The sequence below is a fragment of the Paraburkholderia diazotrophica genome, assembly GCF_038900755.1.
GTDB classification, from domain to species: Bacteria; Pseudomonadota; Gammaproteobacteria; order Burkholderiales; family Burkholderiaceae; genus Paraburkholderia; species Paraburkholderia diazotrophica_A.
In genome coordinates, this window is the sequence record NZ_JBBPEN010000005.1 from 45,216 (window position 1) to 56,675 (window position 11,460).

Annotated in this window: 11 protein-coding genes; 7 read left to right on the forward strand and 4 right to left on the reverse strand. The window is 64.3% G+C overall.

Annotated elements, in window-relative coordinates; all coding sequences use genetic code 11:
- Positions 1-45: 45 nt before the first annotated feature.
- A complete protein-coding gene (locus AABE10_RS17155; RefSeq protein WP_342934481.1) occupies positions 46-999 on the reverse strand; it encodes a LysR family transcriptional regulator in 954 nt (317 codons plus the stop codon).
- A gap of 205 nt (positions 1,000-1,204) precedes the next feature.
- On the opposite strand from AABE10_RS17155, the gene ampC reads away from it, so the two are divergent.
- From ampC to ppk2, 3 genes are all read left to right on the forward strand, one after another.
- The gene (ampC, locus tag AABE10_RS17160) at positions 1,205-2,344 is read left to right on the forward strand and encodes a class C beta-lactamase (protein ID WP_342934892.1); all 1,140 of its coding nucleotides are present in this window, start codon (positions 1,205-1,207) and stop codon (positions 2,342-2,344) included.
- 154 nt (positions 2,345-2,498) lie between these two features.
- Positions 2,499-2,720, forward strand: a complete 222-nt coding sequence (locus AABE10_RS17165; RefSeq protein ID WP_342934482.1) for a YdcH family protein — start codon at positions 2,499-2,501, stop codon at positions 2,718-2,720.
- A gap of 139 nt (positions 2,721-2,859) precedes the next feature.
- On the forward strand, positions 2,860-3,975 hold the full coding sequence (gene ppk2 / locus AABE10_RS17170) for a polyphosphate kinase 2 (RefSeq protein WP_342934893.1): 1,116 nt from the start codon (positions 2,860-2,862) through the stop codon (positions 3,973-3,975).
- 94 nt (positions 3,976-4,069) lie between these two features.
- On the opposite strand, the gene AABE10_RS17175 is transcribed toward ppk2, so the two are convergent.
- The 3 genes from AABE10_RS17175 to AABE10_RS17185 all read right to left on the reverse strand — a co-directional run bounded on the left by AABE10_RS17175 (position 4,070) and on the right by AABE10_RS17185 (position 7,967).
- Complete coding sequence (locus tag AABE10_RS17175) at positions 4,070-5,140, reverse strand: serine hydrolase domain-containing protein (protein ID WP_342934483.1); 1,071 nt, start codon at positions 5,138-5,140, stop codon at positions 4,070-4,072.
- Positions 5,141-5,224: 84 nt separating this feature from the next.
- Positions 5,225-6,535, reverse strand: coding sequence for an MFS transporter (locus AABE10_RS17180; RefSeq protein WP_342934484.1), 1,311 nt, complete (start codon positions 6,533-6,535; stop codon positions 5,225-5,227).
- A 10-nt stretch (positions 6,536-6,545) separates the two neighbouring features.
- Positions 6,546-7,967, reverse strand: coding sequence for a M20 family metallopeptidase (locus AABE10_RS17185; RefSeq protein WP_342934485.1), 1,422 nt, complete (start codon positions 7,965-7,967; stop codon positions 6,546-6,548).
- 125 nt (positions 7,968-8,092) lie between these two features.
- On the opposite strand from AABE10_RS17185, the gene AABE10_RS17190 reads away from it, so the two are divergent.
- From AABE10_RS17190 to glnQ, 4 genes are all read left to right on the forward strand, one after another.
- On the forward strand, positions 8,093-8,998 hold the full coding sequence (locus tag AABE10_RS17190; RefSeq protein WP_342934486.1) for a LysR family transcriptional regulator: 906 nt from the start codon (positions 8,093-8,095) through the stop codon (positions 8,996-8,998).
- Positions 8,999-9,292: 294 nt separating this feature from the next.
- A complete protein-coding gene (gene glnH / locus AABE10_RS17195; RefSeq protein ID WP_342934487.1) occupies positions 9,293-10,039 on the forward strand; it encodes a glutamine ABC transporter substrate-binding protein GlnH in 747 nt (248 codons plus the stop codon).
- A 24-nt stretch (positions 10,040-10,063) separates the two neighbouring features.
- Positions 10,064-10,720, forward strand: a complete 657-nt coding sequence (gene glnP / locus AABE10_RS17200; protein ID WP_342934488.1) for a glutamine ABC transporter permease GlnP — start codon at positions 10,064-10,066, stop codon at positions 10,718-10,720.
- Positions 10,717-11,457 carry a glutamine ABC transporter ATP-binding protein GlnQ gene (gene glnQ, locus AABE10_RS17205; protein WP_342934489.1) on the forward strand — a complete coding sequence of 247 codons (741 nt, stop codon included), beginning with the start codon at positions 10,717-10,719 and terminating at the stop codon, positions 11,455-11,457. Before glnP ends, glnQ begins: the two co-directional genes overlap by 4 nt.
- The last annotated feature ends 3 nt before the right edge of the window (positions 11,458-11,460 follow it).

Consider the following 11,460-nt stretch of genomic DNA (forward strand, 5'->3'; position numbering starts at 1 on the left):
CGCTTGGTGGCCTGGCCGTTTTGTCAGGCGTTCTGTCACGCGTCGTCACGATGCATCGGTGGAGCGGGGCGTTTGCCCGACGGCATCGAGCGCTGCGGCCATCTGCATGAAGCCGTCGTCAGGCGGCCGGCTCGTTTCGCCCGCGGCCTGCACAATCCATTGATTGAACGCGCGCATCGCGGGTGTTGCCGGCTTGCCTTTTTGCCACGTGAGCCAGTAGCTGCCCGCCTGCACGTCGATGTCGAATGGACGCACGAGACGGCCCATCGCCAGATCGCGCTCGAACATCGACGCCGGCGCGAGCGCGACGCCGGCGCTTTGCATCGCCGCTTCGACCATCAGCCGCGACGAATCGAACACCGGCCCGCGCACGGGACGCGGCGCGAGACCCGCGGCGGCGAACCAGTTCGACCAGTCGTCGGCGCGATACGAGCGCAAAAGCTTTTCGGCGGCGAGATCGGCGGGCGAGCGCAATCTCTGCGCGATTTCGGGCGCGCACAGCACCGATAGCGGCGCATCGAACAGCTTCAGCGCGCGCGAGCCGGGCCAGGTGCCATCGCCGAAGCGGATTGCGAAGTCGAGACCTTTCGCAGCGAGGTCGACGAGATTGTTGTTTGTCATCATCCGCAGTTCGACGAACGGGTGCGCGTCATGAAACGACTTCAGGCGCGGCATCAGCCATCCCACCGCGAACGTCCCGACTGCGCCGATCGTCAGCACCTCATGAAAGTGGCCGCCTTCGAACTGCCGCAGCACGGCCTCGATGCGGTCGAACGCATCGCTGAGCACGGGGCGCAGCGCGAGTCCTTCATCCGTGATCGCGAGTCCGCGCGGCAGGCGCTTGAAGAGCGTCGCGCCGAGCCTTTCTTCGAGCATCCTCACCTGCTGGCTGACGGCCGCCTGCGTGACGTTCAGTTCGAGCGCGGCGCGCGTGAAGCTCAGGTGCCGGGCGGACGATTCGAAGGCGCGCAGCGCGTTCAGTGGCAGATACGGTCGCATGATCGAGTCATAAGATTTTCTGGGGTATGGGCCAATTTATCATCGTTTGTCAGCGGGACGCCGAAACGCGATAGTGGCGGCTCTTCAAGGAGACGCAATGATGATGCGGCGACGGTTCACGACGATGGTATGGGGCAGTGCGATAGCTGAGGTTGCATCTCGGGTGTTGGACGTGGGAAGGGCGGCGCGACCCGTCGCGGCTGCGATGCTCGGCGCGTTGTGCGCGATGCCGGCGGCGAGCCATGCGGCCGATGCGGTGCCTGTCCGGGTCCAACGCGCGGTCGACGAAGCCATCCGCCCGCTGATGGCGAAGGACAGGATTCCGGGCGTTGCCGTCGGCATCGTCGATGCGGGCAAGCCATGGGTGATCAACTATGGCGTCGCGTCGACGCAAACCCACGCGCCCGTCACGAACGACACGCTGTTCGAACTGGGCTCGGTGAGCAAGACGTTCACGGCGACGTTGACGGCGTGGGCGCAGGTCGATCATCGGCTGGCGCTGTCCGATAGCGTCGGGACGTATCTGCCGTCGTTGCGCGGCAGCCCGTTCGGCCGCGTGAGCCTGCTCGATCTCGGCACGCATACGCCGGGCGGCCTGCCGCTTCAGGTGCCCGACGATATCCACGACGAAAGCCAGTTGATGAGCTACTTCAACGCGTGGCGGCCCACGTACGCGCCGGGTACGTATCGCACCTACGCGAACCCTGGCATAGGCACGCTCGGCCTGATCGCGGCGAAAAGCATGGGACAGGATTTCACGGCGCTGATCGAGCGGCGGCTTTTTCCCGCGCTGGGAATGAAGAACAGCTTCATCGACGTCCCCGTCGATCGCGCGGCCGATTACGCACAGGGTTACACGAAGGACGGCAAGCCAATCCGGATGGCAGGGGGCGTGCTCGCGCCGCAAGCGTACGGCGTCAAGTCGACGGCCGCCGACATGCTCCGTTTCATCGACGCGAACATGGGTCTGCTCAGGCTCGATGCGCAACTGCAACGCGCGATCACCGATACGCACACCGGCTACTTCGCGGCAGGGCCGATGACGCAGGATCTGATCTGGGAGCAGTACCCGTATCCCGTCGCGCTGAAGTCGCTGCTGGAGGGCAACGGCCCGTCGATGGCCCTGAACGCGACGCCCGTGACCGAAATCAAGCCGCCTCTCGCGCCGCAGCACAACGTCTGGATCAACAAGACGGGCTCGACCAATGGCTTCGGTTCATACGTGGCTTTCGTTCCGGCAAGGCGTCTCGGCATCGTGATTCTCGCGAACAGAAATTTTCCGATCGAAGACAGAGTGGCCGCGGCGTACAAAATCCTCACCGCGCTCGATGGCGCAGAACGCTGACGATGTCCGTTGACGCCGATCACCGGCTTTGCTCTTGCAGCGCATTGGATGCGACCACATGACACAGTAATTAGCCATCCGTATTATTTGAGAAGGCCATCCCCGGTGCGACAATGATCTTGAGCGATTAACCGACACCGTACGAGGAGTGGCCATGTTTCCCGAGTATCGCAATCTGATCTCGCGCCTGAAGAACGAAGACGCGCATTTCGCCCGGCTGTTCGAGCGGCACAACGAACTCGACCATCAGGTTCGCAACATGGAGACGGGTGTCGCGCCTGCCGATAGCATCCGTATCGAAGCCCTCAAGAAAGAAAAGCTGCGGATCAAGGACAGTCTGTACGCCATCCTCAGAAAGGCCAGCGCCGCCGCTTGACGGCCCACGGTTGCATGAAGAGATGTGAGGGCCGGCATGCGCGCGCAAACGACGCACGGCGACATGCATGCGGTTCGGAGTTCAACGCCAACGGGAGGCAATGAAGTTGACAGCGCAGCATGACAATCCAGACGTACCGATGCAGCAAGCGCCTTCGACGGCGCACGCGGCGCATGAACCCGGTGCGCGCCGCGCATCGCGCGGCGACGTGATACCCGGGCATACGGCGAAATCGGCTGAGCTTGCGCAGACGAGCCACGCCGTCGCGGCCGCCAACGACCTGCTTGGGAACAGCGTGCAAGCCGTGCTCGAAGCACACGCGGGGCAACGCCAGGACCAGCGCGGTGACACATTGATCCATACCGTCAAGACGCTGATGGACGGCATGTCCGCCGACGAAGTGAGCGCGTTGCGCGGTCTCCTGCTGGAAGGCAACCCGGCGACGTGGTCCGCAACGAAGAGCCGCCACCCCGACGACGAACTGTCGCCCGCATTGCGCGAAGGCGGCTATCCGTATCTGAACCTGATGTCACGCAGGGCGTACGAGAAGCAGAAGTACCGCTTGCAGGTCGAGCTATTGAAACTGCAGGCGTGGGTGCGCGAAACGGGCCAGCGCGTGATGATTCTCTTCGAAGGGCGCGACGCGGCAGGCAAGGGCGGCACGATCAAGCGCTTCATGGAGCATCTGAATCCGCGCGGCGCGCGCGTGGTTGCGCTCGAAAAGCCGACGGAACAGGAGCGTGGGCAGTGGTATTTCCAGCGCTATGTCCAGCATCTGCCGACGTCGGGAGAGATCGTGCTGTTCGACCGCTCATGGTACAACCGCGCGGGCGTCGAACGGGTGATGGGATTCTGCTCGCAAACCGAGTACACCGAGTTCATGCAGCAGGTGCCCGCGTTCGAGCGGCATCTCGCGCAAAGCGGCATCCACATCGTGAAGTTCTGGTTTTCGGTGAGCCGCGAAGAGCAGGCTCGGCGCTTCAAGGAGCGCCGGGTGCATCCCCTGAAGCAATGGAAGCTCAGCCCCGTCGATCTGGCGTCGCTCGACAAATGGGACGAGTACACGCAGGCTAAGGAGGCGATGTTCACGCATACGGATACCGCGGACACGCCGTGGACGGTCGTGCGTTCCGATTGCAAGAAGCGCGCGCGTCTCAATGCAATGCGCTTCGTGCTGCACAAGCTGCCGTATGCGAATCGCGACGTCGACGTGATCGGTCCCGTGGACCCGCTGATCGTCGGACGGGCGATGTAGCGGTGCAGTAGGCATCGCCCTGAGGCAACCCGTGATGCGCGCGCCGCGATCGATACATCGGCGGCACCGCATCGCATACATCGTTCAGCGCGCGTTATCGCGAGCATACGGCATCGACGGCTTGAAGCATCTTGCCGAAGAACGCATCCGCGAACTGCGAATCGAGCCAGCGCACGATCAGCGCGATCCGTCGCTCCGGCTCGATCCACATGAACGAACTCCCCGCGCCGACGCCGAAGTAGCTCGACTCCGGCACGCTCGGGAACACGCGCCGTCCTGTATTGAGCCACACCAGCGCGCCATAGAAGGGCGCGAGTGCGCAAGGCGTGCGCATCCGCGCGATCCATTCGCTCGACAGCACGCGGCGCCCATTCGCGAGGCCATCGTCGAGCAGCATCTGCGCGACCTTCAACTGATCGTTTGCGCTGATCGACATGCCACCGCCCCAGTGCGAGCCGCCCGGCACCGACTGCACGCGAGCGCCGCCGATCTCGACCCACGCATCGTCATAACCCACCCACTGCCAGTTCTCGCTCGCGCCCACGGGCCGCATGATCGACTCGCGAAATACGTCGGGCAAAGGCCGTCTGAACAGATGCAGCAGCGCGAGCGACAACTGGTTGATGCGCACGTCGTTGTATTCCCAGTACGTGCCGGGACGCTGCAACTGGCGCAAGTCGCCTTTCCTGCCGTCGGGCGGATCGCCGAACGTGACTGCGCGAAAGTGATCGGCCTGATCGGACAGTCCGAAACACGTGCCTTGCCATTCGCTCGTCTGTTGCAGCAGGTGCGTCCATGTGACGGGCGCATTGTGCGCGTCGTCGAAACCGATGCCCGGCACGCGCACGCGCACGGGCTCATCGGGATCGGGCAACAGGCCGCGATCGTGCGCGACGCCGGCGAGCAGCGCCAGATACGTCTTCGCGATGCTGAACGTGAGATCGGCGCGATCCGGCTCGCCCCACGTCGCGAGCAACCGGCCGTCGACGGCCATCGCGCCCGACACCGGCCCGCGATCGTGAATCGGCCCGAGCAGCCGGTTCCAGGGCGGCGGATCGTTCACGTGCACGCCGAACTTGCCGTCGGCGTTGCGATCCCATGCGGATTCGTGATCGACGGAAAACTGGATGGCGTCCCGGACTTCCTGTGGCAAATCGTGTTGCATGCGTGCCTGTTTCCTTGCGTATTCGTGAATGTGCGTGATGTCGAGTCAAGCATGCCGACCGATCGTCCCCGCGCGTCGATTCGTTCAATGCGCGTTGAGCTTCGCCCGGGCCCAGACGAGCGTCAGCAGGCTCACGATGGCGGCGAGCATCAGATACAGTCCGGGCGCGAGATTGTTGCCCGTCAGCGCGATCAGCGACGCGACCGCGAGCGGCGTGAATCCGCCGAACACCGTCGTGCCGATGTTGTAGCCGATCGCCATGCCCGTCGTGCGCGTGCGGGTCGGGAAGAGTTCGGCCATCAGCGCGGGAATCGGCGCGAAGTAGGTGGCCTTCAACAGCGCGACCCAGGTAACGGCGGCGAGCAGCGTCGGCAGCGACGGATGCGCGTTGATGAACATGAACGCCGGATACACCGTCAGGAAAAACAGCACGCCCGCGCCGAGCATGATGCGCGTGCGGCCCGCCTTGTCCGACCAGTGGCCGACGCACGGCGTCAGCACCGTCACAATAAGCCCGGCGACCAGCGTCGCGATGAAGCCCGACGACGGCGCGAGGCCGAGTTGCCGCGACGCGTAAGTGGGCATGTAGAGAAGGATGTACTGCGCCGTCGTCGTCAGCACCAGCGCGCCGATCGATACCAGCACGCGCGACTTCTGCGTCGCGAGCAGTTCGCGCACGGGCGATTCGGCCTTTTCCATCCGCGCGAATTCGGGCGTCTCGTCGATCCGCCGGCGGATATACAGGCCGACAGGCCCGATCAGCATGCCGAACAGAAACGGAACGCGCCAGCCCCAGCCTTCGAGTTGCGGCTGCGTGAGCATGCCCGTCAGCACCGCGCCGAACGCCGATGCGAGCAGCGTGCTCGCGCCCTGGCTGGAGAACTGCCAGCTCGACATGAAGCCGCTGCGCTGCGGCGCGTGTTCGATCAGGAACGCGGTCGAACTGCCGAACTCGCCGCCCGCCGAGAAGCCTTGCAGCAATCGCGACAGGAAAATGCCGACGGGCGCGAGAATGCCGATCGCCGCATAAGTCGGCATCAGCGCGACCATGCCCGTGCCGATGGTCATCATCGCGATGGACAGCGTCAGCGACGCCTTGCGTCCCTTGCGGTCGCTGTACGAGCCGAGCACGAGCGCGCCGATGGGGCGCGCGAGATACGACAGCGCGAACGTGCCGAGCGTGAGCAGCAGCGACATCGTCGCGTTGTGTACGGGGAAGAACAGTTTCGACAGCGTGGTCGCGAAGTAGCCGTACGCGATCAGGTCGTAGAACTCGAGCGCGTTGCCGATCGACGTGGCTATGATCAGACGCGAGACGCTCGCGCGCGACGGCGCGTGCGTGGTGGCCTGCGCGCCCTCGGTCGCGTGATGCGCGGATACGGAGTCAATGCTCATTGCGACGTCCTCATGCAAGGGTTGTCGAAACATGCGGTGCGGGATTGGATGCGTCGATACCCGTCGCGCCGAGGTCCCAGAAAAGACCGGCCATGATGCGCAGCCCGTCGCGCACGACGGGGCCGAGCAGATGTTCGTTCGGCGCATGCTGCGAGCAGCCGGGATACGAGTGCGGCACCCACAGTGTCGGCATGCCGAGCACGTCGGCGAAGACATCGTTGGGCAGCGTGCCGCCGAGGTTCGGCAGCAGCACGGGCTCTTCGCCCGTCGTCTGACGCAGCGAGCGCAGCGCCCACTGGACCCATGCGTTGTCGGGATCGACGCGTGTTGCGGGCGCGCCGCGCTCCACTTCGAGGTCGACCATGCCAAAGCCGTGCGCATCCAGATGCCGACGCACGATCGATTCGAGGTTGCGCCAGTCCGTGCCGACGACGAAGCGGATCTGCATGTACGCGATCGCATGCGGCGGAATCGCGTTGACGGGCTTGTCGGGATTGCCCGTGCGGAACGCGAGTACTTCGAGATTGTTCCAGCCGAACACGCGCTCGGTCGGCGTGAGGCCGGGCTCGCCGTAATCGGCATCGACGGCCGGCTCGCCCGGATTGCCGCCCACGGCGATATCGGCGAGCGCGCGGCGTACCGCATCGGGAATGGGCGGCGGGCGCAGTCCTTCGACGAGAATCTTGCCGTTCGCATCGACCATCGACGCGATCGCGCTCGCGAGCACGACGCCCGGGTTGCGCAGCAGACCGCCCCAGTTGCCCGAGTGATGGCCGCCGTCGCGCAGCTTCAGTTCGAGCTTGAAATTGACGAGGCCGCGCGAGCCGAGGAAAAGGGTGGGGCGGTGGGCGGAAAGACGCGGACCGTCGGAGGCGATCAGCACGTCGGCGGCGAGTTCGTCGCGCAACTGCGTACATAGTTCGTGCAGGCCCGGCGAGCCGACTTCCTCGCCCGTCTCGAACAGCAGCTTCAGGTTGAAGCCGAGCTTGCCGCCGCGCGCATCGAGCACGGACTTCAGCGCGGCAAGGTTGATGCTGTGCTGGCCTTTGTTGTCGGCGGTGCCGCGGCCATACCAGCGCTCGCCGTCGACGGTCACGTCCCACGGCGTCAGGCCGTCGCGCCACTGCGCGTCGTAGCCGCGCACGACGTCGCCGTGGCCGTAGCTGAGCACGGTCGGCAACGCGTCGTCTTCGTGCCGATGCGCGATCAGAAATGGGCACGCGCCTTTGGCGGGATTGTCGACGACGCGGCAGGCGAAGCCCCATTGCGTCAGAAGCGGCGTCAGTTCGTCGTCGAGATAGCCGCGCAGGCGCTCGCCGCTGTCGGCCTCCTGGCTCTCGGTGCGATACGCGACGCGGCGCCGGAGGTCGTCGAGAAACCGGCCCGAGTCGTACTGGCCAGCCGCGTTTTGAATGGCGATGTCACGGGTCAACAGCGTGTCTCCTCTGCGGGTTTGTCGAAAGCAGTTGAGCCGATCGTGCGGTCGCCGATATTTCTGCACAATTACAATATTTGCCACGAATCGTTGCCGAAACGGCAAAGCACACGACCATCGACATGGACAGCACTGCACTGCGTTACTTTCTGGAGGTGGCCCGCAGCGGGTCGCTGAGCAAGGCATCCGAGCGGCTGTATGTGGCCGTGTCGGCGTTGAGCCGGCAGATCGGCAAGCTCGAAGAGGAACTGGGCACGCCGCTTTTCGAGCGGCGCCCGCGCGGCATGGTGCTGAGCGACGCCGGGCGGCTGCTCGCCGAGCATGCGCGGCGCAGCCTGCTCGAAAGCGAGCGCGTGATCGACGAGATTCGCGGGCTGAACGAGGGCGGCCGCGCGACGATACGCGTCGCCAGTTCGGAAGGCGTCGCGCCGCATTTTCTGCCCCAGGTGTTCGCGCATTTTCTGAAGACGCATCCGTCGACGCATTTCCAGCTGGACGTGTCGGCGCCATCCGTTGCGACGCAGCGGGTGAGAGAAGGCACTGCCGATATTGCCGTGTGCTTCAGCATCGCGCCGGAGAAGGAGATCAACGTGCACTATTCGCAGCGCGCGCCGATCTTCGCGCTCGTGCGGCGCGGCCATCCACTTGCGGCGCGCGAATCGGTGTCGCTGCGCGATCTCACGACGTGGCCGCTCGCGATGGACAACCAGGGCGTGACGATCCGGCAACTCTTCGATATCTCGTGCAGCCTCGAAGGGCTGATCTTCGAGCCGGTGTTCGTGAGCAACTATCACGCGGCGTTGCAGAGCTTCGTGCGTCTGACCGACGCCGTGACGCTGACGGGCTATCTGACCGTCAGAAGCCGTCTGAACGCGGATGGACTCGCGGCCGTGCCGATCACGAACCCGGAGCTGCATCAGCGAACGCTGCAGGTGCAGACGATGGCGGGACGCACGTTGCCGCATACGATGCAGGCGTTTGTCGAGCTGCTGACGCGAGCGATCGAAGAGCCGGCGATTGTCGATTGATGGAAAGGTCATCGCATCGCGTTCCCCTTCGTTTGCCTTCAGCCTGAGTTAAGGACGTTCCTGCAACTCGCGCTACCGTCGGCCGCACTCGCGCATCGCGGCATCCCAATCGGACATACGACCCCGTCACCGCTCCCACGCCAGGGTATACCCAGTTCGCAAGCCAATTTGCGCACACCCCTATTGCGCAAATAAATTTGCGAGAAGATACTCAGCGCAAATCGGCTTGCTGTCGTTGCCGGTTTCCCGTCGTTCCCGATTTGCCCTCGTTCAACCAACGCAGAAGGTGTCGTCATGAAACTCGTAGCAAAGCTCGCCGCGGCCGCACTCGTCGCCATTTCCGTCCTGGGTCATGCGGCGCGCGCCGAGACCCTGCTGGTCGCCTGCGATACGGCGTTCGTGCCGTTCGAATTCAAGCAGGGCGACAAGTACGTCGGCTTCGATATCGATCTGTGGGCGGCCATCGCGAAAGACCTGAAGATCGACTACAAGCTGCAGCCGATGGATTTCAGCGGCATTCTGCCCGCGCTGCAGACGCACAACGTCGACGTCGCGCTCGCAGGCATTACGATCAAGGACGAGCGCAAGAAGGTCATCGACTTTTCGGACGGCTACTACGACAGCGGCTTCACGCTGATGGTGCCCGTCGCGAGCGCGATCAAGGGCCCGGACGATCTGAAGGGCAAGTCGCTTGCGATCAAGACGGGCACATCGTCGGCGGATTACGCGAAAGCGCACTTCGCGGGCACCGACCTGCGCCAGTTCCCGAACATCGACAACGCGTATCTCGAGCTGCAGACGGGGCGCGTCGACGCGGCCATGCACGACACGCCGAATGTTCTCTATTACATCAACACGGCAGGCAAGGGCCATGTGAAGGCGGTCGGTCCGCAGATGATGGCGCAGCAATACGGCATCGCGTTTCCGAAGGGCAGTGCGCTCGTGCCGAAGGTCAATGCCGCGCTCGCGAAGATCAAGGCCGACGGCCGGTACGCGGCGATCTACAAGAAGTGGTTCGGCGTCGAGCCGGCGAAGTCCTGATAAGCGGTCCTCGGGAGAGAAGTCATGCAGTTCGATCTGTCCGTCGTCGTCGATGCGCTGCCCGCGCTTTTGCAGGGCGCGCGGCTCACGGTGCTCATTACCATCGTGGGCCTCGCGGGCGGCATGCTCGTCGGCTTTCTGTTCGGCCTGATGCGCGCTTACGGCAGCGCGCTCGTGCAAAAGATCGCGTTCGCGTATGTCGAATTCGTGCGCGGCACGCCGATCGTCGTGCAGGTGATGTTCATCTACTTCGCGCTGCCTGTGCTGCTGAACGTGCGCGTCGATGCAATGACGGCCGCCGTCGTGTCGATCGTCGTCAACTCGGGCGCGTATATCGCCGAGATCGTGCGCGGCGCGTTTCTGTCCGTGCCGCGCGGCCTCAAGGAAGCGGGCCTCGCGCTCGGCATGCCGATGTGGCGCGTGCTGGCGTTCGTCGTCGGGCCCGTCGCCGTGCGGCGCATGACGCCTTCGCTCGGCAACCAGTTCATCGTGAGCCTGAAGGATACGTCGCTCTTCATCGTGATCGGCGTCGGCGAGCTGACCCGCCAGGGGCAGGAGATCATGGCCGCGAACTTTCGCGCGGTCGAAATCTGGACGGCCGTGGCCGTCATCTATCTGTGCATGATCGGTGTGCTGACGTTCTGTCTGCGCACGATGGAAAAGAGGATGCGGATACTATGAACGCGCTCGCCAACATGGTGGAATTCAAGCAGGTGACGAAGCGCTTCGGACAGACGACAGTGCTCGACGGCGTCGATCTGGACATCCGCGCGGGCGAGGTCGTGGTGCTGATCGGTCCGTCGGGTTCGGGCAAGTCGACGCTCCTGCGCTGCATCAATGCGCTGGAGCATATCGACGGCGGCGATCTGATCGTCGACGGCATCAGCGTGCGGGGCGGGGCGAAGAAAGTCCGCGAGATCCGCAGGGAAGCGGGCATGGTGTTCCAGCAGTTCAACCTGTTTCCGCAAATGACGGCGCTCGAGAACGTCGCGTTCGGTCCGCGCCAGGTGCGCGGCACGGGCAAAAACGAAGCGCTGGCGCTTGCGCGCGAACTCCTCGCGAAGGTGGGCCTCGCGGGACGTGTCGATCATTACGCGAGCGAGCTGTCGGGCGGACAGCAGCAACGCGTGGCGATTGCGCGCGCGCTCGCCGTGAAGCCGAAGCTGATGCTGTTCGACGAGCCCACGTCGGCGCTCGATCCCGAACTGCGTCAGGAGGTGCTGCGCGTGATGCAGTCGCTGGCGGAAGAGGGGATGACGATGGTCGTGGTCACGCATGAGATGGCGTTCGCGCGCAAGGTCGGCACGCGGCTCATCTTCATGGAGCACGGACATATCGCCGTCGACGGACCGCCCGCCGAACTGCTCGACAATCCGCCGAATCAGCGTCTGCGTGATTTCCTTCAACACGTCGAATAATTT

Bases quoted from the DNA above. Each gene is read 5' to 3' on its own strand.
- AABE10_RS17155 (WP_342934481.1), bottom strand. From the start codon at position 999: ATGCGACCGTATCTGCCACTGAACGCGCTGCGCGCCTTCGAATCGTCC.
- ampC (WP_342934892.1), top strand. From the start codon at position 1,205: ATGCTCGGCGCGTTGTGCGCGATGCCGGCGGCGAGCCATGCGGCCGAT.
- AABE10_RS17165 (WP_342934482.1), top strand. From the start codon at position 2,499: ATGTTTCCCGAGTATCGCAATCTGATCTCGCGCCTGAAGAACGAAGAC.
- ppk2 (WP_342934893.1), top strand. From the start codon at position 2,860: ATGCAGCAAGCGCCTTCGACGGCGCACGCGGCGCATGAACCCGGTGCG.
- AABE10_RS17175 (WP_342934483.1), bottom strand. From the start codon at position 5,140: ATGCAACACGATTTGCCACAGGAAGTCCGGGACGCCATCCAGTTTTCC.
- AABE10_RS17180 (WP_342934484.1), bottom strand. From the start codon at position 6,535: ATGAGCATTGACTCCGTATCCGCGCATCACGCGACCGAGGGCGCGCAG.
- AABE10_RS17190 (WP_342934486.1), top strand. From the start codon at position 8,093: ATGGACAGCACTGCACTGCGTTACTTTCTGGAGGTGGCCCGCAGCGGG.
- glnH (WP_342934487.1), top strand. From the start codon at position 9,293: ATGAAACTCGTAGCAAAGCTCGCCGCGGCCGCACTCGTCGCCATTTCC.
- glnP (WP_342934488.1), top strand. From the start codon at position 10,064: ATGCAGTTCGATCTGTCCGTCGTCGTCGATGCGCTGCCCGCGCTTTTG.
- glnQ (WP_342934489.1), top strand. From the start codon at position 10,717: ATGAACGCGCTCGCCAACATGGTGGAATTCAAGCAGGTGACGAAGCGC.